This window comes from Kitasatospora sp. NPDC093102 (genome assembly GCF_040683915.1).
In the GTDB taxonomy this organism is placed as follows: Bacteria; Actinomycetota; Actinomycetes; order Streptomycetales; family Streptomycetaceae; genus Kitasatospora.
On record NZ_JBFBFA010000002.1, the window covers coordinates 233,862 to 258,327 of the forward strand.

Below are 24,466 nucleotides of genomic sequence, written 5' to 3' on the forward strand. Positions count from 1 at the left end.
GGCGGGTACGCGAAAGGGGCCCCGTTTCGGGGCCCCTTCGGGAGGTCGGCCGGTCAGCGGCGCGCGGTGCTGACCGCGGGCTCGCTCCACTGCTCCGGGACGGTGATCGGCTGCTCGGCCACCGTCTCCCGGGCGGGCACCCTGGGCAGCTTGTAGACCCACTCGTGGTACATCCAGCGGGCGGTGAGGAAACCCAGCGCCAGGCAGAGCTCGCCGCCGACGGCGTCCATCCAGAAGTGGTTGGCGGTGGAGACGATGACCACCAGGGTGGCGGCCGGGTACATCAGGCCGAGCGCCCTGACCCACTTCCGGCGGGCCAGGAAGAAGATCGCCAGGCCGCACCACATCGACCAGCCGATGTGCATCGAGGGCATCGCCGCGTACTGGTTGGAGACGTGCGCGGCGGGGCCGGAGGCCATCGAGCCCCAGGTGCCGTGGGCCTTCACGGTGTCGATGAAGCCGCCGTCGGTCATCAGCCGGGGCGGGGCCAGCGGGAAGAAGTAGAAGCCGACCAGGGCGATCCCGGTGGTCACGAACAGCACCGAGCGGGCCGCGACGTAGCGGCCGGGGTGGCGGCGGTAGAGCCAGACCAGCACGCCGATCGTGACGACGAAGTGCAGGGTGGCGTAGTAGTAGTTCATGCCCGTGATGAGCCACCCGACGCTGTCCACGGCGTGGTTGATCGAGTGCTCGACGGCGATGCCGAGGTGCTGCTCCAGGTCCCAGATCCAGCGTGCGTGCTTCTGGGCTATCGCTTCCTGTTCGGGAACCGCGTTGCGCACGATCGAGTAGATCCAGTAGCTGATCCCGATCAGTGCCAGCTCGAACCAGATCCGCGGCCGGGCCGGCGATCGGCGCTGGGCGCTGATGCGGTCGCGCAGTGCGACGGTACGGGACTGGGCGGCACGGGTGGTTCCCTCGGGCAGGCGGCCGGGGACGGCCTTCGCTGCTTCGGAACCGCCACCACTGGCCGCGTCGGCGCGTCCGGCGTCGCCTCGCTGGATCTCGGTCGGTTCCCCCATGGACGGCAAGTCTGCCAGACCACTCGTAGCCGTCTGCTCATCCTCTGGCAGTGGATTCTTCACCGCCCGTCCCCCTTGAGGGGTACGGGCCGGCTCCCACCGGGGTAGGGGGTGCTCTGGGGTTCGGTGCGTACCGGTGGGACGGACATGGGTCCCATTGTCACGCCCGTCGCTCCGGAGGAGTAATCGGGGTGGTCGGAGACGGTCGCCCACCTGGAATTTCCCGGCACGAAACGGTTTCTGCATCTTGCTGAAACATATTGCAGGCCGCTAGCTTCCTGGGAAATCGATCGCCCCTTCCCCTAAGGGAGCCCTCAGTGGCCGATGTCCCGCTCCGCCCCCGACGGAGCACTGCCCGACGAACCACTGGCCGCCGCAGACCACCGGGCCGCACGGCCGTCCTGCTGGCCGCCGCACTGACCGCCGCCACCCTCGGCAGTGCCCCCGCGGCCCTCGCCGCCGCCCCGCCGGCCCCGCCCTCGGACGCCGCGCTGGCGGCCACCGCCGGGCGGCACGACCTCACCCGCGAGCAGTTCTACTTCGTCCTGCCCGACCGCTTCGCCAACGGTGACACCGCCAACGACACCGGGGGCATCACGGGCGGGCGGCTGGAGAACGGCTTCGACCCCGCCGACAAGGGCTTCTACCACGGCGGCGACCTGGCCGGCCTGATCCAGAAGCTCGACTACGTCCAGAACCTCGGCACCACCGCGATCTGGATGGCCCCGATCTTCAAGAACAAGCCGGTGCAGGGCAGCGGGGCCGACGCCTCGGCCGGCTACCACGGCTACTGGATCACCGACTTCACCCAGGTCGACCCGCACTTCGGCACCAACGAGCAGCTCAAGGAGCTGATAGCCAAGGCGCACGCCCGCGGCATCAAGGTCTTCTTCGACGTCATCACCAACCACACCGCCGACGTCATCGACCACGCCGAGAAGCAGTACGGCTACCGCTCGACCGGCGCGTACCCGACGCTGGACGCCGACGGGAACCCGGTCGACGAGACCGCGATCGCCGACGCCGGATCCCCCTGGCCGAAGATCACCAAGGACTCCTTCCCCTATACCCCGGTCTTCCGCAACCCGGCCGACGCCGGAGCCAAGACCCCGTCCTGGCTCAACGACCCGGCGCTGTACCACAACCGGGGCGACTCGACCTTCGCCGGCGAGTCCGCCACCGAGGGCGACTTCAGCGGCCTGGACGATCTCGACACCCAGAACCCCAAGGTGGTGAAGGGCTTCGAGAAGGTCTACCAGCAGTGGGTCAAGGACGCCGGCGTGGACGGCTTCCGGATCGACACCGTCAAGCACGTCGACATGGCGTTCTGGCAGCAGTGGGCGCCCGCGCTCAAGGACTTCGCGGCCAAGCAGGGCAACAGGAAGTTCTTCATGTTCGGCGAGGTCTACTCCGGGGACCCGGCGGTCACCTCGCCGTACGTCACGAAGGGCAGGCTCCAGGCCATCCTGGACTTCCCGTTCCAGGGCGCGGCCCGCTCCTACGTCTCGCAGGGCGGCTCGGCGCGCAACCTCGCCGACGTCTACGCCCAGGACTACCGCTACACCAGCGCCGACACCGACGCGTACGAGCTGCCGACCTTCCTCGGCAACCACGACATGGGCCGCTTCGGCTCCTTCCTGCTCGCCGACAACCCGGGCGCCGACGACGCGACCCTGCTGAAGAAGGACCGGCTCGGCAACGAGCTGCAGTTCCTCACCCGCGGCCAGCCCGTCGTCTACTACGGCGACGAGCAGGGCTTCACCGGCGCGGGCGGCGACAAGGACGCCCGGCAGGACCTGTTCGCCTCCAAGTCCGCCTCGTACAACGGTGACCGGGTGCTCGGCGGCCCCTCCGGCCCGGCCGACCGGTACGGGCAGGGCGGCGAGCTCTACCAGGGCATCGCCGGGCTGGCCAAGCTGCGCCGGGACAACCCGGCGCTGGCCGACGGCGCCCAGATCGAGCGCTACGCCGCCGACGGCGCGGGCGTGTACGCCTTCTCCCGGATCGACGCCGGGCAGCAGGTCGAGTACCTGGCCGCGGTCAACAACGCCACCGAGGCGAAGACCGTCACCCTGGACACCTTCTCGGCGGGGATGGGCTTCGACCGGATCTACCCCTCCGCAGGGGATCGGATCACCAGCGGCGGCGACCGCAAGGTGACGGTCACCGTGCCGGCCCTCTCCTCCGTGGTGTTCAAGGCGGGCGGCAGGCTCGCGGCCGTCGGTGCCGCGCCGCAGCTCGCGGTACAGCCGCCGGCGGACGGCTCGACCGGGCTGGTCACGGTCGGTGCCACGACGGGCGGCGGCTTCAACCGGGTGAGCTTCGCCGCCCAGATCGGCAGCGGGCCCTGGCAGACGCTGGGCACGGCCGACACCGGGAAGTCCGGCTCCGACAGCCAGAGGCTCTTCGCGGTCACCCAGGACCTGGCCGCCGTCGCCCCCGGCACGGTGGTCCGCTACAAGGCCGTCGTGCAGGACTCCAGTGGCCACCTGCGCTCCGCCACCGCGAGCTTCACCACCGGCACCCCCGCGCCCAAGCCGGTGCCCGCCGCCGGCTCCCGCCCGTACGCCGTCGTCCACTACAACCGGCCGGACGGCGACTACGACGGCTGGAACCTCTACGCCTGGGGCGACCTCGCCGACGGCGAGACCACCCAGTGGCCGGCCGGGCACGCCTTCACCGGGCGGGACGCGTACGGCGCCTTCGCGTACGTGCGGCTCAAGCCCGGCGCCTCGGACGTCGGGTTCATCGTCGAGAAGGACGGGGTCAAGGACGTCGACGCCGACCGGCACCTCGACGTCGGCAGCACCGGCGAGGTGTGGCTCAAGCAGGGCGACCCGGCCGTGCGCACCGCCAACCCCGGGCCGGCGAACGGCCAGCCCGCGAACACCGCCGTCATCCACTACAACCGGGCCGACGGCGACTACGACGGCTGGGGCCTGCACGACTGGACCGGCGCGGCCACCCCGACGGACTGGGGCAAGCCGCTGCTGCCCGCGCGCCGCGACGCCTTCGGCGCCGTCTTCGAGGTGCCGCTGGCCCCCGGGGCGACCAGCCTCAGCTACATCCTGCACAAGGGCAACGACAAGGACCTGCCCACCGACCAGTCGCTGGACTTCGCCGTCAACGGCAAGGAGGTGTGGATCCTCGGCGGCCGCGAGGGCTACCTGCTGCCGCAGAACCCGGCCGCCTCCTCGCAGATCGACCTCACCGGCGCCAAGGCCCAGTGGATCGACGCCAGGACCGTCGTCGTCCCGGCGAACTTCGGCGCGGGAGACGACGCCCTGGCCGGCGGCACCAGCGCCCAGCTGGTGTACGACCCCGAGGGCGGCATCCGGGCGGACCGGGGCACGCTGACCAAGCCCGGCAAGTGGCTGCGGCTCACCCCGGTCAAGGGCGGGCTGACCGACGCACAGAAGGCCAAGTACCCGCACCTGGCGGGCTACCGGGCCTTCACCGTGGACGCCCGGGACGCCGCCCGCGTCCCGGCCGCGCTGCGCGGCCAGCTGCTGTTCACCGAGCACCTGCCCAGCGGCGCCGTGCCGGCCGCCACCGGGGTGCAGATCCCGGGCGTGCTGGACGACCTGTACGCCGGGCGGACCGGCAAGGTGGACTTCGGACCGGCCTACTACAACGGCAAGGTGGCGCTGTCGCTGTGGGCGCCGACCGCGCAGGAGGTCTCCGTCCAGGTCTTCGACAGCGCCACCGGGGGCACCCCGAAGACGCTGCCGCTGAAGCTGGACGACGAGACCGGTGTGTGGGAACTCGTCCGTGACAAGCGCGAGTTGGACGGCAAGTACTACCTGTACCAGGTGAAGGTCTGGGCGCCCTCGACGCAGCAGCTGGTGGTCAACACCGTCACCGACCCGTACTCGGTGGCGCTCTCCACCGACTCCGGGCGCAGTCTGGTCGCCGACCTCGACGCCAAGGCGCTCAAGCCCGCGGGCTGGGACGACCACGCCCGCCCGCAGGCCGTCCCGCCCGCGCAGCAGCAGATCCAGGAGCTGCACGTCCGGGACTTCTCGGTCGAGGACCCCACCGTCCCGGTGGCCGAGCGCGGCACCTATCTGGCGTTCACCGAGTCGAACTCGGCCGGGATGCAGCACCTCCGGGAGCTCGCCAAGGCCGGGGTGACCACGGTGCACCTGCTGCCGACCTTCGACATCGCCACCATCCGGGAGAACCGGGCGGACCAGAAGCTGCCGGCCTGCGACCTCAAGTCCCTTCCGCCGGACGGCCCGAAGCAGCAGGAGTGCGTGGCGGCCGTGGCCGCCGACGACGCGTACAACTGGGGCTACGACCCGCTGCACTACAACGTGCCGGAGGGCTCCTACGCCACCGATCCGAACGGTGTGGCCCGCACCGTGCAGTTCCGGCAGATGGTGCAGGCGATGCACGCGGCCGGGCTGCGGGTGGTGCTGGACGTGGTCTACAACCACACCGCCGCCAGTGGCCAGGCCGAGCACTCGGTGCTGGACCGGGTGGTGCCCGGTTACTACCAGCGGCTGGACGCCAACGGCAAGGTGACGACGGACAGTTGCTGCTCCGACACCGCGCCCGAGCACGCCATGATGAACCGGCTGGTGGTCGACTCGGTGACGCTGTGGGCCCGTGAGTACAAGGTGGACGGCTTCCGCTTCGACCTGATGGGCCTGGACCCGAAGTCCACCATGCTGGACGTGCAGGCCGCGCTGCGGAAGATGACGCCGGACTCGGACGGCGTGGACGGCAGGAACGTCTTCCTGTACGGCGAGGGCTGGAACTTCGGCGTCGTCGCCGACAACGCCCGCTTCGAGCAGGCCACCCAGCAGAACATGGCCGGCACCGGCATCGCCACCTTCGACGACCGGATCCGGGACGCCGCCCGCGGCGGCAACTTCATGCTGAACTCCGCCCAGCAGCAGGGCTTCGCGTCGGGTCTGTACACCGACCCGAACGGCTCGGCCGCGAACGGCACCCCGGAGGAGCAGAAGGCCCGGCTGCTGCACCAGATGGACCAGCTGAAGGTCGGGCTGACCGGCAACCTGGCGGGCTACTCCTTCACCGACAGCTCCGGAAAGTCCGTCACCGGCGCCCAGGTCGACTACAACGGTGCCCCGACCGGGTACGCGGCCAAGCCCGGTGAGGCGGTGGAGTACGTGGACGCCCACGACAACACCGACCTCTTCGACGCGCTCGCGTACAAGCTGCCGACCGGCACCGCGCCCGCCGACCGGGCCCGGATGCAGGCGTTCGGGCTCTCGCTCACCGCGCTCACCCAGGGCGCGGGCTTCGCCCAGGCCGGCAGCGACCTGCTGCGCTCCAAGTCGCTCGACTCCAACTCCTACGACTCGGGGGACTGGTTCAACGCGATCCACTGGCCCGATCCCTCGACGGGGGCGGTGGACGGCAACGGCTGGGGGCGTGGCCTGCCGATGGCGAAGGACAACCAGGAGCAGTGGACGGCAGCCCGGTCCCTGCTGGCCGACCCGCGGCTGATGGTGGGGGCGGCCGACATCCGGGCGGCCTCGGCGCAGTACCAGGAGTTCCTGCGGATCAAGCAGTCCTCTCCGCTGTTCTCGCTGCCCACCCTGGCCGCCGTCCAGCAGCGGCTCTCCTACCCGCTCTCCGGCACCGCCGGCGAGACGCCCGGGGTGATCACCCTGCACCTGGACGGCACCGGGCTGCCGGGGGCGGAGAAGGGCGTCACGGTGGTCTTCAACGCCACGCCCACGGCGCAGGCGCAGACCGTGCCGGCGCTGGCGGGCACCGGCCAGGCGCTGCACCCCGTCCAGGCGGGCGGGACGGACCGGGTGGTGCAGCGGTCCGGCTTCGACGCCGCGACCGGCACCTTCACCGTGCCGGGCCGCACCGTGGCGGTGTTCGTCCAACACTGATTCGTGCACCCCGACAACTCCCGGGCCCCGTACCACTGTTCAGGTGGTGCGGGGCCCGGTTCCGTTCCGGACGCACATTGGCCGGAAACCTTCGGTGGCACGGCCGGAACTGTGACGTGCCGGGGCCGCCGGGCGCTGCCGGCCACCCGTCGGCGCCCGCCGCGGTTCTGAGTGCTGGTCACCGACCGCCGATAGTGATCGAACTTTGCCGGGGGCATGAAAACCGTGTTCACGAGTCCGTTGTGGGGTAACACAACTGACGAACCGGCCTGCATACGGTTTCGGTAATGAATCGGCCAATCCGTGGCATGCATCTGTCATTAAAGGCTCGTTTGCTGCCACGATTCCTCCGGCTGTAGTCGAGGGGGCCCCACCCCCCGGTGCAGCTGGTCCAGTTCAGGTGCAGCGCGTCCCGACCCTGCAAACGAGTTGTGAGCACCGCATCCGCACTCCCGTCGTACCCGGCGGGGGCCCCCACTGCGCCGCGACCCCGCGGCCCAGGTTTTCTCTCCACCGTGCGCGACCCCGCGCCGGTCGGAAAAGGAGTCCGCATGTCCCGTTACGCTCACGCCCGGAAGGCGGCGGTTGTCATGGCCGCCTCCACCGCGCTGCTGGTCACCGGCATACCGGTGATCGCCCAGGCGGCCACGCCGGATGCGCCGGCCGCCGTCGCGGCCCAGCAGGCGAACCGCGCCCAGCTGATCTCCGCCGCGAACCAGCAGACCACCTCCCTCGCCCAGAGCCTGGGCCTGAGCGGCTCGGAGAAGCTGGTCACCAAGGACGTCATCCAGGACGCGGACGGCACCCGCCACCTGCGGTACGAGCGCACCCTCAACGGACTGCCCGTCCTGGGTGGGGACCTGGTGGTGCACCAGGCGCCCACCGGTGCGACCAAGGGCGTCGACCGGGCCAGCACGGCCCCGCTGGGCGGTGTGAACACCACGCCGAAGCTGGCCGCGCCGGCCGCGCAGAGCGCCGCGCTCGCCGCCGAGTCGGGCACCGCGGTCGACACCGCGCCGCGCCTGGTCGTCTGGGCCGCCGACAACAGCCCCCGGCTGGCCTGGGAGACCGTCGTCTCCTCCACCAAGGCCGACGGCACCCCGAGCAAGATGCACGTCGTCACCGACGCCACCAGCGGCCAGGTCATCCAGCAGTGGGACGGCATCGAGACCGGCTCCGGCAAGGGCGTCTTCGTCGGCAACGTCACCATCGGTACGACCCAGTCGGGGTCGACCTACCAGATGAAGGACGGCGCCCGCGGTGGGATGTACACCACCAACCTGAACCACGGGACCTCGGGCACCGGCACGATGTACAGCAAGTCCACCGACACCTGGGGCGACGGCACCGTCAGCAACGGCGAGTCCGCCGCGGTCGACGCCCACTTCGGCGTCGCGGCCACCTGGGACTACTACAAGAACACCTTCGGCCGCAACGGCATCCGCAACGACGGTGTCGGCGCCTACAGCCGCGTCCACTACGGCAACAACTACGTGAACGCGTTCTGGGACGACTCCTGCTTCTGCATGACCTACGGCGACGGCAGCAACAACACCGCGCCGCTCACCGAGCTGGACGTCGCGGGCCACGAGATGAGCCACGGCGTCACCTCCGCCACCGCCAACCTGACCTACTCGGGTGAGTCCGGCGGCCTCAACGAGGCCACCTCGGACATCTTCGGCACGATGGTCGAGTTCTCCGCCAACATCCCGAGCGACAACCCCGACTACCTGATCGGTGAGTTGATCAACATCAACGGGGACGGCACCCCGCTGCGCTACATGGACAAGCCCTCCAAGGACGGCGCCTCGGCCGACTACTGGTCCTCCACCGTCGGCAACAAGGACGTCCACTACTCGTCCGGTGTCGCCAACCACTTCTTCTACCTGCTCGCCGAGGGCAGCGGCGCGAAGGTGATCAACGGCGTCAGCTACAACTCGCCGACCCAGGGCAACATCACGGTGACCGGCATCGGCCGGGACAAGGCCGCGGCCGTCTGGTACCGCGCGCTGACCACCTACATGACCTCCAGCACCAACTACGCCGCGGCGCGCACCGCGACGGAGAAGGCGGCCACCGACCTGTACGGTGCCGGCAGCGCCGAGCTGACCGCGGTCAGCACCGCCTGGGCGGGCGTCAACGTCGGCACGGCGCCCTCGGGCGGCGTCACCGTCACCAACCCGGGCAACCAGTCCACCGCCGTCGGCGGCGCGGTGAACCTCCAGATCAACGCCACCGGCGGCACCGCCCCGCTGACCTACAGCGCGACCGGCCTGCCCACCGGGCTGTCGATCTCCTCCTCCGGCGCGATCACCGGCACCGCCTCCACCGCGGGCACCTACAACGTGACCGTCACGGTGAAGGACTCGGCCGGCAAGACCGGCACGACCAGCTTCACCTGGACCGTCTCCGCCGGTGGCGGCAGCTGCACCCCGGCGCAGCTGCTGGGCAACGCGGGCTTCGAGACGGGTACGGCCACCCCGTGGACGGCGTCCAGCGGCGTGGTGGACAGCAGCACCTCGCAGGCGGCCCACAGCGGTTCGTGGAAGGCGTGGCTGAACGGCTACGGCTCCGCGCACTCGGACTCGCTGTCGCAGACGGTGAGCATCCCGGCGGGCTGCAAGGCGACGCTGAGCTTCTGGCTGCACATCGACACCGCCGAGTCGGGCAGCACCGCGTACGACAAGCTGACCGTGTCGGTGAACGGCACCACGCTGAAGACCTACTCCAACGTGGACGCCGCGGCCGGTTACCAGCAGCGCACCTTCGACCTGTCGGCCTACGCGGGCCAGACGGTCACCGTGAAGTTCGCCGGGACCGAGGACTCCTCGCTCCAGACCAGCTTCGTGATCGACGACACCGCCGTCCAGACCGGCTGAGCCCGGGCCGGCTCCTGAGGGGCCGGTGAACCAGGACAGGTGAGGGGCCCGGTGGCTACGGCTGCCGGGCCCTTGTCGTGTCCTCCGGAGCTGTGGCCACCCGGCTCTGACGGCATGAATGCAGAAGCGAATCTCCTGGGACTCGAGCCGCATCCTCTCGGTTTCGAGCAAGGTCTTGACGGCCTCTGCGGGCGCCCCTAGGTTCAGCGCTGCAAGTTTCCGGCAAGTTACAGAAACTTCCTGCATACCTCACCTCCGGCTGCCCCACCCCAGCCACCCCCAGGAGACGACGTGGTCACCCCCGCCCCCGCCCGCCGGCCCGCCCGCGCGGCCGGTGCGCTCGCCGCCTCGGCGGCGCTCGCGCTCTCGCTCGGCACCTCCCTCGGTGCCCCCGCCGCCCAGGCCGCCCCGCCCGCGAACAACGGCAAGGACGTCACCGCCACCCTCTTCGAGTGGCGCTTCGACTCCGTCGCCCAGGCCTGCACCTCCACCCTCGGCCCCAAGGGCTACGGCTTCGTCGAGGTCTCCCCGCCACAGGAACACATCCAGGGTCCGCAGTGGTGGACCTCCTACCAGCCGGTCAGCTACAAGATCGCCGGACGGCTCGGCGACCGCACGTCCTTCAAGAACATGGTCGCCGCCTGCCACGCGGCCGGGGTCAAGGTGATCGCCGACGCGGTGGTCAACCACATGTCGGCGGGCTCCGGCACCGGCACCGGCGGCACCGCGTACACCAAGTACGACTACCCCGGCACGTACCAGAGCCAGGACTTCCACTCCTGCCGCCAGCCGATCACCAACTACCAGGACCGCGCCAACGTCCAGAACTGCGAGCTGGAGGGCCTCTCCGACCTGGACACCGGCAGCACGTACGTCCAGACCACCATCGCGCACTACCTGGACGACCTGGCCTCGCTCGGCGTCGACGGCTACCGGATCGACGCCGCCAAGCACATCGCCGCCGCCGACCTCGCGGCGATCAAGGCCAAGATGGCCAACCCCAAGGCCTACTGGGTCCAGGAGGTCATCTACGGCGCCGGCGAGCCGATCCAGCCGACCGAGTACACCGGCACCGGCGACCTGGACGAGTTCCGGGTCGGCACCGACCTCAAGCGGATGTTCACCACCGACAAGCTCGCCAACCTCAGCGGCTGGGGCGCCTCCTGGGGCTACCTGCCGAGCGGCCAGGCGCGCGGCTTCGTCGACAACTGGGACACCGAGCGCAACGGCTCCACCCTCAACTACACCTACGGCAACACCTACACGCTGGCCAACGTCTTCCTGCTGGCCTCGCCGTACGGCGCCCCCAACGTCTACTCCGGCTACTCCTTCACCAACAAGGACGACGGCCCGCCGAACGGCGGCACCGTCAACGCCTGCTACCAGGACGGCTGGAACTGCACCCACGCCTGGCGGCAGGTCGCCAACATGGTCGGCTTCCGCAACGCGGTGGCGGGCACCGGGGTGACCGACTGGTGGTCCAACGGCAACAACGCGATCGCCTTCGGCCGCGGCAACAGGGGCTACGTCGCGATCAACCACGAGAGCGGCGCGATCACCCGGACCTTCCAGACCGGGCTGCCGGCCGGCACCTACTGCGACGTCCAGCACGGCGACCCGCAGCCGGGCGGCGGCTGCACCGGCCCGACGTACCAGGTGGGCGCCAACGGGCAGTTCACCGCGACGGTCGGCGCGGGCGACGCGGTCGCGCTGTACGTCCAGTCCGGCGCGAGCGTCTCCGGCGCCTCGTTCAACGTCAACGCCACCACCTCGTACGGCCAGAACCTCTACGTGGTCGGCGACGTCGCGGCGCTCGGCGGCTGGGACCCGGCGAAGGCGCTGCCGCTCTCCTCGGCCGGCTACCCGGTCTGGTCGCTGGCGCTGTCGCTGCCGGCCGGCACGTCCTTCCAGTACAAGTACGTCCGCAAGGATGCGAACGGTGCGGTGACCTGGGAGTCCGGCGCCAACCGGGCGGCGACGGTGCCCTCGGGCGGGACCGTCACGTTGAACGACACCTGGCGGCCGTGAGCCGTGAGCCGTGAGCCGTGGTCCCGGGTCCGGCCGGACCGCCCGGCCGGGCACCGGGTCCACCGGCCGGACGCGGGAGGCGGGGCGCTGCGCCACCGGCACTCGCACGAGGGGTGACGGAACCGTCCGTCACCCCCGGCCGATGTACGGCATGGCCGTCGCCATCACGGTGGCGAACTGCACGTTGGCCTCCAGCGGCAGCCCGGCCATGTGCCGCACGGTGCGTGCCACGTCGGCCACGTCCATGGTCGGCTCGGGGGCGATCCGGCCGTCCGCCTGCCGCACGCCCGTGCCCATCGCCGCCGTCATGTCGGTCGCCGCGTTGCCGATGTCGATCTGCCCGCAGGCGATCCGGTACGGGCGGCCGTCCAGCGACAGCGACTTGGTCAGGCCGGTGACGGCGTGCTTGGTCGCGGTGTAGGCGATCGAGTGCGGGCGCGGGACGTGCGCGGAGACCGAGCCGTTGTTGATGATCCGGCCGCCCTGCGGGTCCTGCGCCTTCATCTGCCGGAACGCGGCCCGGGCGCAGAGGAAGGCGCCGGTCAGGTTGAGGTCGACCACGGCCCGCCAGTCCTCGACGGCCAGCTCCTCCACCGGGACGGCCGGGCCGAAGGTGCCGGCGTTGTTGAACAGCAGGTCCACCCGGCCGTGGTGCTCGGTGGCCGCGGCGAACAGCGCGTCCACCGAGGCCGGGTCGGTGACGTCGGTCGGCACCGCGTCGGCCGGGGCGGCGCAGAGCCGGGCGGTCTCCCGCAGCGGCCCGGACCGCCGGCCGGCCAGCACCGTCCGCCAGCCGGCCGCGGCCAGTTCGACCGCCACGGCCCGGCCGACGCCGCTCCCGGCTCCGGTGACGACGGCGATCCGCTGGTTCATGGCACCCTCCTCGATGACTGTTCCGGCCTCGGTGACTGTTCCCGGCCGGACCTGGGCGTACCTCGTGATCGTCGCGGATCGGCGGGCCGCCGTCACTGGTCAAAACCCCGGAATCCGGACGGCTCGGCGGGAGTCCGGCAGCCACCCCCGCCATCCGGCCCCCGCCGTCCGGGGGGATCGGTGAAGGCCTTTACCGGATTGCGAACAAACATTGGATTTCCAGCGGTCACCGCGCAACCGGCCCACCCCGGCCCACGTCATAAGATCGCAGGAAGGCGCACCCCCGCGAGGGGCGGCGCGCCATCACTCCGGGGGACGCTTCATCGCTGTGCCCCCGGGCCTGTCCGGCCCCACCGGGGGGCCGCCGCCCGGTCAGACGGACCGGGCGCGACATCGGTCGGAGAGTCCTCACCGTGCTTAGGCAGTCGTCCCGTTCCCGTGCCGTCCTGTCCGGCGCCGCCGTGCTCGCCCTGGCCGCCTCGCTCGCGGCCTGCGGGAGTTCCGGCGGTGGGAAGGGGGACAGCGCCACGGCGAACGCCACCCCGGCCGGCAGCAGCAGCTCGGCGGGCAGCCCGAGCGCCACCGGCACCACCCCGGGTGCGACCGGCAGCGCGACCACGGCCCCCGCCGGAAAGGTGCTGATGCCCACCGGGCCCGCCGCCGGCCTCAACAAGGTCCGGGACACCGCCGCCGGCCCGATCATGATGACCAAGGTGACCGGCGCGAAGTCCGGCGTCACCGGCCAGGTCTGGGTCTGGCTGCCGCCCGAGTACAACGACCCCAAGTTCGCCAAGACCGGCTTCCCGGTGCTCACCCTCTTCGCCGGCGGCCAGAGCAACGGCTACAACACCTGGACCGACAACCAGCTGCCGATCCAGGAGGAGAACGAGCGGCTGGTCAAGGAGGGCAAGTCCCATCCGTTCATCATGATCATGCCCGTGCAGAACTTCAACAGCGACGAGAAGAACGCGCTGGACTGCTCCGACATCCCGGGTCAGCCCAAGATGGCCACCTGGATGGCCGAGGACCTCCCGGACTTCGTCCGCGCCAACTTCCGCACCGTGAAGGGCCGCGACGGCTGGGGCGTGATGGGCGCCTCCACCGGCGGCTTCTGCAGCGCCAAGCTCGCCCTCCAGTACCCGCAGGTCTACAAGGCCGCGGTGCCGATCGACGGCTACTTCATACCGGACTCGCTGCTGTGGAAGGGCCACGAGGCCGAGCGCGAGGCCAACAACCCGAACGTGCTGGTCACCCAGGGCAAGGCCGACGTGAGCATGCTGGTCACCGCGGGCGGCGCCAACCCGTACGAGACCAAGGTGGTCAAGGACTGGGTGGCCAAGGCGGTGCCGCCGGTGAGCCTCGAATACCACGAGCAGCCCGGCGGAAAGCACCTGACCTCGGACTTCAAGAAGATGATCCCGGACACCCTGGTGTGGCTCACCGCCCACCTGGCGGGGCCGGCGGCCGACTGAGGCCCCTGCTCCCACCCGCACCGCCGGTGCCGGGACGCGTTCGCGCTCCCGGCACCGGCGGTCCTGTTTTTCCGGCGCCCTTCCGGCGGGCGCCGGTGATCTCCACGCAGATCCGGTGCCCGTCCGCAGGCCCGTGACCTGCGCGTCAATCGGACATTGATTCGCTTCTGATGGGCTGTGAGCACCTTGGCTGGGGCGGTCCTCACCGGCCGCCACCACCCGCCGTGCCCCAAGCCTTGAAGAGAGTGCCATGCCGATCCACCTGGTGTCCCCGTCCACCCTCACCGTGCCCGCGCAGGGCCGGCCCGGAGCCGACCCGCTGGGCGCGGACGCGTACGGACGGGCCGCGGACGACGAGCCGGTCACCCTGCGGTTCGCCGGCCTGCGCCTGGTCCACGCCGCGATGCGCCGGGACCTCGCCCGGCTGCCCAACGCGCTGCGGCTGCTCCAGCCCGACGAGGACCACAAGGGCGAGGCGTTGCTGCGGCACTGGAACTTCATGACCGCGATGCTCACCTGCCACCACGAGCAGCAGGACACCCGGCTCTGGCCGATCGTGCGCCGCTTCGCGCCGGAGCTGCGGCTGCTGCTCAACTGGCTGGAGGACGACCACCACAACCTGGACCACTCCTTCACCCGGGTCACCACGCTGGTGCGGATCGCCAGCCGGGACACCGGCAGCGCCTGGCCGGTCGCGTACGCGATGGAGGACCTGGCGGCCCGGCTGGAGACCCACCTGCGGATCGAGGAGCGGCAGCTGCTGCCCCGGATGGAGCGGGTGATCGCCGAGGGCTCCCGGCTCGGCGGGCTGGGCGAGCTGCTGGACCTGCTGCGCCTGGCCGACGGCCCGGGCATGGCGGACGCGCTGGCCTGGCTGCTGGAGGGCGTGGAGCCCGCGCTGGTCGAGCGGCTGCTGGCCGAGTGCGACGACGACGTGGCCCGCAACTGGCCGCACTGGCACGCGACCTATCAGCGCTGCACCTCGCCGCTGTGGGGCCCGGCGGACGGTCCGGCCTCGGGCGCCGGAACGGGCCTCGGCTTCGGCGGCCTGGGGAGCATCGCCGACTGACTCCGGGGCACTTTTGCGGGCCGTGGATCTACGCGCGTGGCATGAGCCTCCGGCGCGGGCCTCCGGAATATGCCGGATCGCCCGCGAGTTCCAGACGGACAGTCAACTGGTCACATCCCCTAGGGGATTCGACCCATCGCCCTCAGGGTCGGGCCGCCCGGGCCGCTCCGGGCCGTACCAGGGGAGGCGTCACGCCGGCGGTTGATGACGGGCCGTTCCGGCCGCACTACCGTCGACGGCATGACCACAGCGCGCAGCACCCCCAACCCGCACCGCACCCGCCTCCGGACACGCTTCCGGCACGGACCGGCGCTCCTCGCCGCCGGCGCCGTCCTGATGCTCGGCGCCGGACTGACCGCTTGCGAGGGCACCGTGGCACTCTGCCTGGACGACCACAAGTGCACCGTCACCGTCACGACCGACGGTGACGACGACTCCAAGACCGTCAAGGTCTTCGGCGGCGACAAGGCGATGAACATGACCGTCGGCCACATCACCGACAACTCGGCCGAGGTGACCATCGGCGACAGCAAGAAGACCCTCACCAAGAACTCCGAAACCTCCGTCGGCGGCGTCAGGGTCACCCTGCGCGAGACGGAGAAGAAGCGCCACTACGTCGAGGCGCACGTCGAGCGGGACTGACCGTCCCCGGCGCCCCCGGCGGCCCCGACAGTGAGGACGCGCTCCCCGGCGCCTACTCCGGCAGGCGGTTGAGCCACTCCAACGGGGCGACCCGGATCGCCGTGTGCGGCGAGCCGTCCCACTCCGCCGCAAGCCCGACCGCCTCCAGCGCGGCGACCACCGCCCGCCCGACCTCCGCCGTCCGGCTCTCCGAGACCTCCGCCGACTCCTCCCCGGCGCGGAACCCTCCGTAGCGCAGCATCAGCCCCCGCCCGGCAGCCGCCGCCTCGGTGTCCTGCTGGTGGAAGAAGACGAAGCCGACCGAATCCTCCCCGGCCTCGCCGCCGATCTCCGCGTAGCCGCAGCCCGCGCAGCAGGTGAAGTCCATCGCCGCGACGATGCCCTGGTCCTCCAGCGCGTCGAAGGCGTCCGCCAGCCGGTCCACGTCGGTGGTCGCCGGCCAGGCCGCCTGCTCGGCCAGCCGCTCGGTCCACAGCGGAGCGACGATCCGCTCCGCCTCCTCCTGCGTCAGCCCCTGGCCGTCGAGGACCTCGACCAGGGACCCGGCTATCTCGTCCGGCTCCTGGAAGCCGCACCGAATCAACTCGCGGGCATGCTCCTGGGCTTCGCGCAGCACGTCGGGGGTGGGAACCGTCTCCTCGGTCATGCCCGCATCCTCGCACCCGCCACTGACACCGATACTGCTAACGGGTTCCCGGTGGTCGTGGCTCTGCCACTGACTGACGCCCTGCTGGGCTGTCCTCCGGCTGTTGTGTCCGGTTGCCGGGGCCCGTTCCCAAGGCCCCGGCCGGGCGGAGCAGCGGGAGTGGCAGCGGTCAGCGGGGGCCGGCCCGCCCGGTGCTACCGTCCGCCGGTGACTTCTCTGCTGCAACCACCGCTGATCACCCGGCTGCTGGCCGCCGAGCGCATCCTGGTCGCCGGGGCCGGCGGCGGCTTCGACGTGTACGCCGGGCTGCCGATCGCCCTCGCACTGCGGGCCGCGGGCAAGGAGGTGCACCTGGCCAACCTCTCCTTCTCCCACCTCTACGGCCTGCCCCTCGACGTCTGGGCGGAGCCCGACGTGGCCCGGATCGGACCGGACACCGCCGCCCCCGAGGGCTACTTCCCGGAGCGCACCCTGGCCCGCTGGCTGAACCGGCACGGGATGCCCGACACCGTGTGGGCCTTCCCGACGGTCGGCGTGCAGCCGCTGCGCGAGGCCTACCGTGCGCTGGTCGGCCGCCTGGGCGTGGACGCGATCCTGCTGGTGGACGGCGGCACCGACATCCTGATGCGCGGCGACGAGGTCGGGCTCGGAACCCCGGAGGAGGACATGGCGAGCCTGGGCGCGGTGGCCGGCCTGTCCGAGGTGCCCGAGCGGCTGGTCGCCTGCCTCGGCTTCGGCATCGACGCCCACCACGGCGTCAACCACTCCCTGGTGCTGGAGAACCTCGCCGCGCTCGACCGGGCCGGAGGCTACCTCGGGGCCTTCTCCATCCCACGCGACAGCCGGGAAGGGGTGCTCTACCTGGACGCCGTCGAGCACGCCCGGGCCGCCTTCCCGGAACACCCCAGCATCGTGAACGGCTCGGTGGCGGCGGCGCTGCGCGGCGAGTTCGGCGACGTCCGCTTCACCGAGCGGACCAAGGGCGAGCAGCTCTTCGTCAATCCGCTGATGGCGCTCTACTTCGGTGTCACGGTCGATGCGCTGGCCGCCGAGCACCGGTACCTGGACCGGCTGGAGCACACCGTGATGACCCGCCAGATCGCCACCGTCATAGCGGAGTTCCAGAACGAGCTGCCCCGCCAGCGGCCGCCCCGGCAGTTCCCGCACTGACCCGGGACACGGGACGCGGGGCACGGGACACGGGGCACCCGGGCCGGGCGGCGGCGGATCCGGTCAGAACGCGGCGAGCCGGAACTCCAGGTTCCCGAACCGCACCTGGTCGCCCGGCCGGACCCGTACGCCGCCCGCTATCCGGCGCCCGTTCACGTGCGTGCCGTTGGTCGAGCCGAGGTCGTACAGCACCCAGCCGTCCTGTTCGTGGCGCAGTTCGGCGTGGTGCCGGGACACCGAGGCGTCGTGCAGCCGCAGCCCCGAGCCGGGGAGCCGGCCGATCGTCAACTGCCCGGCCCCGGCCTGCGGCAGGCTCAGCCCCGGCAGCCGCTCGGTGCGCCAGGCCCGGCCCAGCCGGTCGCCGAAGGCGGAGACCCGGCCGACCGTGCGCAGCATGAAGCGCTCGACCGGTCCGCCGGTCGGCAGCCCGGCCACCGCCGCGTCCAACTCGCCGCGGCTGGTGGCGTGCAGGACGATGTCCATCCGTCCGAGGAAGGTGTCGTGCGAGAGCCTCCCGCTGCCCGCGCCGTCCCGCAGCACCCCGAGCGCCTGCTCCCGTTCGGCGTCGGAGGGCCGGACCGTGCCGGTCGGCCCGGCCGCGCCGGTGGGGAGCTCAGGAGGCGTCATGGCCGAATTGTCGGCGCGGCCGGCGCCGGCTGTCCAGATCACGCCGTGCGCGGGCTCGGGGTTCGTACGTCACGGCAGTCCAGACGCCCTTACCGGCCGGGCGGTTCCGCGCGTTCCGGCCGTGCGGCCCGGCCCGTTCCGGGGGTGCCGTCCGGCCCGTGCCGGAGTGCGGTACGGACCGTCAGGCCTTGCGGGCGGCAGCCAGGATCTTCTCCGTGGTGTGCAGGAACCGGGAGGTGACCGCGCCCCGGTAGGCCTTGCCGAACATGTCCTTGGTGACCCACTTGCCGTCCTGGAGGCGGATCACGACGTACGCCGCCCCCGGACCGGCGCCGAGCACCTCGACGTCGCCCTTCGGCGAGCGGTGGGGGAAGGTCAGCCCGGCCGGCAGCGGCTCGGAGAGGAAGGCGACGACGAGCCGGACGTCCGGCGTCACCTCGACGCCCCGGAACGGTTCGGCGGCGAGCAGGTCGGCCACCTCGTCCACCGTGCGCAGCAGCGCCGGCACCGGGTACCCGAGCGACTGGTCCAGGTGCTCCTCGATCCGCCGGGTCAGCGCCGCGCGGTCCGGCTCGTCGGTGGTGAAGAAGACGTTGCCGGTCTGGATGTAGGAGCGGACGTTCCCCAGCCCGAGCTCGGCGAAGAGCGCCCGCAGCCGCTCCATCTTCACCGTCCGGCCGCCGACGTTGATGGCCCGCAGGAAGGCGATGTACGTGGTCGTGGTGGTCACCCCGCCAGTGTGGCACCGGCCACCGACAGCGGTCCGGTGCTCCTCGTCCGCCCGGCCGCCCTGTTCGCCCCGCCCGGCCGCCCCGCTCGCCCGTCCGCGCAAGGCGGTTGTCGGTGCCGGGTGCCAGACTGGCGCCATGGCTACCTGGCAGGATTTCGAGCACGAGGCCCCCGATCTGGCGCCCCTGGTCCGGGCCCGGTTCGAGGCGAACAAGCACCACGTCCTGGCGACGCTGCGCAAGGACGGAGCGCCCCGGGTGAGCGGGACGGAGGTCGACTTCGTCGGTGCCGACCTCTGGATCGGGTCGATGTACGGTGCGGTCAAGGCGCGTGACCTCCGGCGCGACGCCCGCTTCGCCCTGCACGCGCACCCGGGGGACGAGACCATGGCCGGCGGGGACTCCAAGGTCTCCGGCCGGGCGGTGGAGATCACCGACGAGACCGAACTCGCCGCCTTCGCCGCCGATCTGCCCGAGCCGCCGCCCACCCCGTTCCACGCATTCCGGCTGGAGCTCGACCAGGTGGTGCACACCGCTCTGGAAGGCGACCACCTGCTCGTCCACAACTGGCACCCGGGCCGGCCGGTGGAGAAGATCCAGCTCCACTGACCGGCCCGAGCGGCTCGCCGGCCCTACGGCAGAACGGACTTGAGTGCCTCGGGGGTGCGGGCCACGACGGCGTGCCCGTCGTCCGCGGTGATGATCGGGCGCTGGATCAGGATCGGGTGCTCGGCCATCGCCGCGATCCAGCGCTCCCGCTCACCCGCCTCCCGGGGCCAGCCCTTCATCCCCAGGTCCTTCGCGGCCTGCTCGTCGGTGCGGGTGATGTCCCACGGCTCCAGGCCCAGGCGCTCCAGCACCTGGGTCAGCTCGGCCGCGGTCGGCGGGTCCTCCAGGTAGCGCCGCACGGTGTACTCGACCCCGGCGTCGTCCAGCTCGCCGAGCGCGGTCCGGCACTTGCTGCACCGCGGGTTGATCCAGATCTCCATGCCGGCAACCCTATCGAGCCGTCCCCGCCCGCCCCGGGACCCGCCGCGCCCGATCCGGACCGGATCCGCCCCCGCCCGGGATCCGGCGCCGCCCGGGATCCGCCCCCGCCCCGGCACGCGATCCGATCCGTCCGGGAACTCCGCCGCGCCCACCGGTGGTTGACCGAGCAGGAAGCGTGATCTCGGGAGGGGAGTGCCGGATGGACGGCGCGGCGATCATCGAACAGCTGATGACCACGGAGGTCAGGACCGATCCGTACCCGCTGTACGCCAGGGCCCGCGAGCTGGGCCCGGTGGCCCCGGCCGGCGAGGGCATGTTCGTGGTGAGCGGCTACGCGGCGGTCAACAAGGTGCTGCGCACGCCCGCCTTCGGCGTCGCGACCGCCGAGATGATGGCCGGTCTGGCCCCCGAGTACGCGGTGCACTCCTCGCTGGCCCTGTTCGGCCGCTCGATCCTCCAGCGCAACGCCCCCGACCAGCCCCGGGTCCGCTCGCTGATCGCCTCGGTGTTCACCGCCCGCCGGGTCGCCGCGCTGCGCCCGGCCGTGGAGACGGCGGTCGCCCGGCTGCTGGACGGGATGGCCGAGCAGGGCGCCGACGGATCGCCGGTGGACTTCATGGACGCCTTCGCCTTCCGGCTGCCGGTCGGGGTGATCTGCGAGCTGCTCGGTGTCCCCGAGCAGGACCGCTACCGCTTCCGCGACCTCGCCTCCGACCTGACCGTCGCGCTGGAGATCATCCAGGACCTGGACGAGCTGACCGCCGCCGACGAGGCCGCCGACGAGCTGGCCCGGTACTTCACCGAGCTGGCCGCCGAGCGCCTGGCCCGTCCGCAGGACGACCTGGTCAGCGACCTGGCCCGGATCGCCGCCGCGGACGACGAGCGGCTCTCCGCCCAGGAGCTGCTGGCCAACCTGGTGCTGCTGCTGGTGGCCGGCTTCGAGACCACCACCAACCTGCTCGGCAACGGCCTGGCCCTGCTGTTCCGCCACCCCGAGGTGGCCGCCGGGCTGCGCAGCGGAGCGGTCACCCCGGCCGGGTTCACCGACGAGGTGCTGCGCTTCGACTCCCCGGTCCAGGCCACCGGGCGGGTCGCGCTGGAGGAGGGCCTGGCCGTCGAGGGCCTGCCGATCCCGCCCGGCAGCGCGGTGACCCTGCTGATCGGCTCGGCCAACCACGACCCGGCCCGGTACGAGCGCCCCGAGGTGTTCGACCCGACCCGCACCGACAGCCAGCCGCTCAGCTTCGGCGGCGGCACACACTTCTGCCTGGGCTCCCAGCTGGCCCGGCTGGAGGCCGAGGTCGCGGTGCCCGCCCTGCTGGACCGCTTCCCCCGGCTCGCCCCCGGCGGCGTCCCCACCCGGCGCGACCGCCTGGTGCTGCGCGGCTACGAGACCCTGCCGGTGACCGTCCGCTGACGCTCCGTACCCGGGGCCGGGAACTGGCTCCTCCGGCCCAGGGGAGCAGGACGTTCGGCTGTTCGTGACCGGGCCGTCCGTGCGAGAACATGGAGGGACGAAACCGGCCAATCCAGGCTGATCGCCCGGAACGGCCGTCTGCCAGGAGGTCCCACCGTGCCCACCGCACCCCATCCGCCGCGCCCCGCGGCGCTGGAGCCCAAGGTGCCGCGGTGGGTGCCCTGGCTGCCGGTGCTCCTGCTGGTGCTGGACCTGGTCGCCGAGGCCGTCGTCCCGCACGCCGTCGCCGCCGGCTTCCTGCTGACCGCACTGCCGGTGGTGGCCGCGTTCAGCTACGGCCCGGTGCTGACCGCCGTCACCACGGCCGGCTCCCTGGCGCTCCAGCTCGCCCTGGCGCTGCGCGCGGGCCACGTGGACGAGCAGCACCACGTCTGGGTCTACATCGCCACCCTGCTCTCCGGCATCATGGGCACCGCGCTGTCCTGGCAGCGCACCCGGCAGAACCGCAACCTGCTCCAGGCCCGTACGGTCGCCGAGACCCTGCAACGCACCGTGCTGCGCCCGGTGCCCGAGCGGGCCGGCGGGCTGCGGGTGGCCGGCCTCTACCGCCCGGCCCGGGCCGACGTCCTGGTCGGCGGCGATCTGTACGAGGTGTGCGACACCCGCTTCGGCGTGCGGGTGCTGCTCGGCGACGTCCGGGGCAAGGGCCTGGGCGCGGTCCGCACCGTCGCCGACGTCCTCGGCGCGTTCCGGGCGGCCGCGCACGACACCCCAGGGCTGGTCGAACTCGCCGACCAGCTGGACCGCGCGGTGCTGCGCGACGCCGCCGACCGCGGCGACGACGAACTGTTCGTCACCGCCGTCCTGCTCCAGTACCGGCCTGGTTCGGACTGCGTGGAGATCGTCAACCGCGGCCACACCACCCCGCTGCTCCTCGGCGGCGGTGGCATAGCCCCGGTGTCCTGCGCCGACGAACTCCCGCTCGGCCTCGGCCACCTCGGCCCCGCCGACGAGCGCAGCAAGGCGATCGCCGTCGTGCTGCCCCCGGGCCACACCGTCCTGCTCTACACCGACGGCGTCAGCGAGGCCCGCGACACCACCGGCGCCTTCTACCCGCTGGCCCCCCGGCTCGCCGCCCTCGGCACCACCGCCCCCGACCGGGTGGTCTCCTTCCTGGCCCAGGACGTCCACCGGTACGCCGGCCTGCTCGCCGACGACCTCGCCGTCCTCGCCCTCACACCGGACGTCCCGTAGCCCCGCCCCACTCCCACAGGTTCGCGAACAGCTCCGCCTGCTCCCGGGCGTCGTCGAGCGAATGGTGCGTGTGCGGCAGGTCCGGCAGCAGCTCCGGCGGCATCGACCGCTTCCCGATCCCGGCGAACGGCACCCCGGCCCGCGCCGCGTACAGCGTCTTCAGGTCCAGGCAGCCGGAGTGTCCGAACGGGCTGGAGCCGGTGAACCGCACCAGGTACCAGTAGAGGAACTGCCAGTCGTACACGGCGGGGTAGCCCACCATCACCGGCCGGTACCGCTGCCCGCCCGGCCCGCTCCGCGCCCGCTCCACCCAGCGGCCGAACTCCCGCATCGCCGCCTCGGGATCGGTCCCGCCGGCCTCCAGCGCCGCCCGGTCCAGCCCCGACACCGCCAGCGCCTCCGGGTCGTACTGCGCGCTGATCGGCCGCAACTCCCGGTAGAACGCCGCCGCACCCGCGCCCGCCCGCCGGAACCCCTCCCCGTCGTGCCACCCGGCCACCACCGCCCCGAAGCTCACCATCGAGTACGGCCCCGGGATCGGGCCGTCCGCCTCCACGTCCACCGACACGTACACCGTCGGCGTGACCTTCACCTTGTGTGCCATGCACCCATCCAACCCGGCCCGGCAACCGCTTTTCCCCGGGTCAGCCGCCACTCGGACGGCCCCGTCGGAATGCCGTCGGATGCGGGAGTGCGCAGGCTGCTGGCAACGGCACCGGGCCCGGCCGGGCCCCGAGGGCGTGGTGCGGGAGGACGAGATCGACGGAACACGGACATCGGGCACCGACGGGGGAGCCGGAGCGCGGCTGCTCGCGCGCTGCGCCCTGTCGGCGGCGGCGGGGGCCGTGGGGGTGCTGCTGTTCGCGCTGGGGGAGGGCGGGCTGCTGGTGCTCGCGGCGGGGCTGTTCGGACTGGTCGTGTCGGCCGTCGGCGTCTGGTGGTTCCTGGCCCACCGGGGCGCGGTCCGGGTGTTCGGGCTGCTCGTCGCGATCGCGGCGCCGGCCGCGGTGCTGGTGCTCTTCGCCCACCACAGGCTGTGGCTGACGGCCCTGGTCCTCGTCCTGGTCTGGGGCGCCGCGTTGGCGCTCGCCCGCGCTGCGCTGCGCCGGGCCCGCCCGGAGCCGCCGATGCGGGCGACTGCCGTGCCCCGGCGACGGCCGCCGGTCCTGACCCCCGCCCGGCCCGGCGGCCCCGCCCTCGGCCGCCGGAGCCGTGCTCACCGACCTGCGGGCGATCGACCGGGCCGTCTACGCGGCCGTCGCCGCCACCCCCACCCCGGCGCTGGACTCCGCGCTGCGCCGGCTGTCCCGGGCCGCCGACCGCTCGAAGATCTCGCTGTCCGTCGCCGCGCTCCTCGCCCTGCGGCCCGGCCGCCCCCGGCGGGCGGCGGTGGCCGGGGTCGGCGCGGTGGCGCTGGCCTCGGTGGCGGCGAACCTGGTCGGCAAGCAGCTGGTCCACCGGCCCCGGCCCGACCGGGTGGAGGCCAGGGTGGTCGTGGGCCGGCAGGTGCCGATGCCGGAATCGGCCTCCTTCCCGTCCGGGCACACGGCCTCGGCGACGGCCTTCGCCACCGCGGTCGGCGTGCTGCTGCCGCCGCTGGCGGTGCCGCTCGGCGCGCTGGCGGTGGCGGTCGGCTACTCCCGGGTCCACACCGGGGTGCACTACCCGGGCGACATCGCGGCCGGCGCGCTGCTCGGCTTCGCGGCCGCGGTGGCCTCCCTGGCCGTCGTCCGGACCGTGCCGCAGAGCCTCCTGGCGTGAGCGGGCCGCGCA

18 protein-coding genes are annotated in these 24,466 nt (G+C 72.4%); 11 read left to right on the forward strand and 7 right to left on the reverse strand.

Annotated features, from left to right (window positions below; translation table 11 throughout):
- Positions 1 to 53: 53 nt before the first annotated feature.
- The gene (locus AB0O11_RS04425) at positions 54 to 1,022 is read right to left on the reverse strand and encodes a phosphatase PAP2 family protein (RefSeq protein WP_363381591.1); all 969 of its coding nucleotides are present in this window, start codon (positions 1,020 to 1,022) and stop codon (positions 54 to 56) included.
- A 317-nt stretch (positions 1,023 to 1,339) separates the two neighbouring features.
- Here AB0O11_RS04425 and pulA point away from each other — a divergent pair, with 317 nt between their 5' ends.
- The 3 genes from pulA to AB0O11_RS04440 all read left to right on the forward strand — a co-directional run bounded on the left by pulA (position 1,340) and on the right by AB0O11_RS04440 (position 11,805).
- On the forward strand, positions 1,340 to 6,898 hold the full coding sequence (gene pulA, locus AB0O11_RS04430) for a pullulanase-type alpha-1,6-glucosidase (RefSeq protein ID WP_363381593.1): 5,559 nt from the start codon (positions 1,340 to 1,342) through the stop codon (positions 6,896 to 6,898).
- Positions 6,899 to 7,449: 551 nt separating this feature from the next.
- A complete protein-coding gene (locus tag AB0O11_RS04435) occupies positions 7,450 to 9,777 on the forward strand; it encodes a M4 family metallopeptidase (RefSeq protein WP_363381595.1) in 2,328 nt (775 codons plus the stop codon).
- 291 nt (positions 9,778 to 10,068) lie between these two features.
- Positions 10,069 to 11,805: a carbohydrate-binding module family 20 domain-containing protein gene (locus AB0O11_RS04440; RefSeq protein WP_363381597.1), complete on the forward strand. Its 1,737-nt coding sequence runs from the start codon at positions 10,069 to 10,071 to the stop codon at positions 11,803 to 11,805.
- 129 nt (positions 11,806 to 11,934) lie between these two features.
- On the opposite strand, the gene AB0O11_RS04445 is transcribed toward AB0O11_RS04440, so the two are convergent.
- Entirely contained in the window at positions 11,935 to 12,678 is a 744-nt protein-coding gene (locus tag AB0O11_RS04445; protein WP_363381599.1) for an SDR family oxidoreductase, read from the reverse strand.
- 413 nt (positions 12,679 to 13,091) lie between these two features.
- On the opposite strand from AB0O11_RS04445, the gene AB0O11_RS04450 reads away from it, so the two are divergent.
- The 3 genes from AB0O11_RS04450 (at position 13,092) to AB0O11_RS04460 (ending at position 15,861) form a co-directional block, all read left to right on the forward strand.
- The gene (locus AB0O11_RS04450; RefSeq protein ID WP_363381600.1) at positions 13,092 to 14,150 is read left to right on the forward strand and encodes an alpha/beta hydrolase-fold protein; all 1,059 of its coding nucleotides are present in this window, start codon (positions 13,092 to 13,094) and stop codon (positions 14,148 to 14,150) included.
- A gap of 250 nt (positions 14,151 to 14,400) precedes the next feature.
- On the forward strand, positions 14,401 to 15,219 hold the full coding sequence (locus AB0O11_RS04455) for a hemerythrin domain-containing protein (protein ID WP_363381602.1): 819 nt from the start codon (positions 14,401 to 14,403) through the stop codon (positions 15,217 to 15,219).
- 240 nt (positions 15,220 to 15,459) lie between these two features.
- Positions 15,460 to 15,861 carry a hypothetical protein gene (locus AB0O11_RS04460; protein WP_363381604.1) on the forward strand — a complete coding sequence of 134 codons (402 nt, stop codon included), beginning with the start codon at positions 15,460 to 15,462 and terminating at the stop codon, positions 15,859 to 15,861.
- Between the two features lie 52 nt (positions 15,862 to 15,913).
- Here AB0O11_RS04460 and AB0O11_RS04465 read toward each other — a convergent pair whose 3' ends face one another.
- Complete coding sequence (locus AB0O11_RS04465) at positions 15,914 to 16,507, reverse strand: hypothetical protein (RefSeq protein ID WP_363381606.1); 594 nt, start codon at positions 16,505 to 16,507, stop codon at positions 15,914 to 15,916.
- A 207-nt stretch (positions 16,508 to 16,714) separates the two neighbouring features.
- Here AB0O11_RS04465 and AB0O11_RS04470 point away from each other — a divergent pair, with 207 nt between their 5' ends.
- Positions 16,715 to 17,677 (forward strand): DUF1152 domain-containing protein, encoded by a 963-nt coding sequence (locus tag AB0O11_RS04470; RefSeq protein WP_363381608.1) that lies wholly within the window; start codon positions 16,715 to 16,717, stop codon positions 17,675 to 17,677.
- Positions 17,678 to 17,740: 63 nt separating this feature from the next.
- On the opposite strand, the gene AB0O11_RS04475 is transcribed toward AB0O11_RS04470, so the two are convergent.
- Together AB0O11_RS04475 and AB0O11_RS04480 are read right to left on the reverse strand one after the other, a co-directional pair.
- Positions 17,741 to 18,304, reverse strand: a complete 564-nt coding sequence (locus AB0O11_RS04475; RefSeq protein WP_363381610.1) for a DUF1707 and FHA domain-containing protein — start codon at positions 18,302 to 18,304, stop codon at positions 17,741 to 17,743.
- Between the two features lie 181 nt (positions 18,305 to 18,485).
- Positions 18,486 to 19,034 (reverse strand): DUF1697 domain-containing protein, encoded by a 549-nt coding sequence (locus AB0O11_RS04480; RefSeq protein WP_363381612.1) that lies wholly within the window; start codon positions 19,032 to 19,034, stop codon positions 18,486 to 18,488.
- A gap of 136 nt (positions 19,035 to 19,170) precedes the next feature.
- Between AB0O11_RS04480 and AB0O11_RS04485 the strand changes: the two genes are divergently transcribed.
- Complete coding sequence (locus AB0O11_RS04485; protein WP_363381614.1) at positions 19,171 to 19,641, forward strand: pyridoxamine 5'-phosphate oxidase family protein; 471 nt, start codon at positions 19,171 to 19,173, stop codon at positions 19,639 to 19,641.
- A 23-nt stretch (positions 19,642 to 19,664) separates the two neighbouring features.
- Here AB0O11_RS04485 and AB0O11_RS04490 read toward each other — a convergent pair whose 3' ends face one another.
- Positions 19,665 to 20,021, reverse strand: a complete 357-nt coding sequence (locus AB0O11_RS04490) for an arsenate reductase family protein (RefSeq protein ID WP_363381616.1) — start codon at positions 20,019 to 20,021, stop codon at positions 19,665 to 19,667.
- Positions 20,022 to 20,197: 176 nt separating this feature from the next.
- Here AB0O11_RS04490 and AB0O11_RS04495 point away from each other — a divergent pair, with 176 nt between their 5' ends.
- Both AB0O11_RS04495 and AB0O11_RS04500 read left to right on the forward strand, forming a co-directional pair.
- Positions 20,198 to 21,439, forward strand: coding sequence for a cytochrome P450 (locus AB0O11_RS04495; protein ID WP_363381618.1), 1,242 nt, complete (start codon positions 20,198 to 20,200; stop codon positions 21,437 to 21,439).
- 156 nt (positions 21,440 to 21,595) lie between these two features.
- Complete coding sequence (locus AB0O11_RS04500; protein WP_363381620.1) at positions 21,596 to 22,693, forward strand: PP2C family protein-serine/threonine phosphatase; 1,098 nt, start codon at positions 21,596 to 21,598, stop codon at positions 22,691 to 22,693.
- Here AB0O11_RS04500 and AB0O11_RS04505 read toward each other — a convergent pair.
- Positions 22,674 to 23,297 carry an exonuclease gene (locus tag AB0O11_RS04505; protein WP_363381622.1) on the reverse strand — a complete coding sequence of 208 codons (624 nt, stop codon included), beginning with the start codon at positions 23,295 to 23,297 and terminating at the stop codon, positions 22,674 to 22,676. The two genes, AB0O11_RS04500 and AB0O11_RS04505, sit on opposite strands and share 20 nt — an antisense overlap.
- 608 nt (positions 23,298 to 23,905) lie before the next feature.
- Between AB0O11_RS04505 and AB0O11_RS04510 the strand changes: the two genes are divergently transcribed.
- Positions 23,906 to 24,454 carry a phosphatase PAP2 family protein gene (locus AB0O11_RS04510; RefSeq protein WP_363381624.1) on the forward strand — a complete coding sequence of 183 codons (549 nt, stop codon included), beginning with the start codon at positions 23,906 to 23,908 and terminating at the stop codon, positions 24,452 to 24,454.
- Positions 24,455 to 24,466: the final 12 nt, after the last annotated feature.

What these genes read in the sequence shown, in the direction of transcription:
- AB0O11_RS04475 (WP_363381610.1), bottom strand. Translation starts at nt 18,304, where the DNA reads ATGACGCCTCCTGAGCTCCCCACCGGCGCGGCCGGGCCGACCGGCACG.
- AB0O11_RS04435 (WP_363381595.1), top strand. Translation starts at nt 7,450, where the DNA reads ATGTCCCGTTACGCTCACGCCCGGAAGGCGGCGGTTGTCATGGCCGCC.
- AB0O11_RS04465 (WP_363381606.1), bottom strand. Translation starts at nt 16,507, where the DNA reads ATGACCGAGGAGACGGTTCCCACCCCCGACGTGCTGCGCGAAGCCCAG.
- AB0O11_RS04445 (WP_363381599.1), bottom strand. Translation starts at nt 12,678, where the DNA reads ATGAACCAGCGGATCGCCGTCGTCACCGGAGCCGGGAGCGGCGTCGGC.
- AB0O11_RS04425 (WP_363381591.1), bottom strand. Translation starts at nt 1,022, where the DNA reads ATGGGGGAACCGACCGAGATCCAGCGAGGCGACGCCGGACGCGCCGAC.
- AB0O11_RS04490 (WP_363381616.1), bottom strand. Translation starts at nt 20,021, where the DNA reads ATGGAGATCTGGATCAACCCGCGGTGCAGCAAGTGCCGGACCGCGCTC.
- AB0O11_RS04505 (WP_363381622.1), bottom strand. Translation starts at nt 23,297, where the DNA reads ATGGCACACAAGGTGAAGGTCACGCCGACGGTGTACGTGTCGGTGGAC.
- AB0O11_RS04485 (WP_363381614.1), top strand. Translation starts at nt 19,171, where the DNA reads ATGGCTACCTGGCAGGATTTCGAGCACGAGGCCCCCGATCTGGCGCCC.
- AB0O11_RS04455 (WP_363381602.1), top strand. Translation starts at nt 14,401, where the DNA reads ATGCCGATCCACCTGGTGTCCCCGTCCACCCTCACCGTGCCCGCGCAG.
- AB0O11_RS04460 (WP_363381604.1), top strand. Translation starts at nt 15,460, where the DNA reads ATGACCACAGCGCGCAGCACCCCCAACCCGCACCGCACCCGCCTCCGG.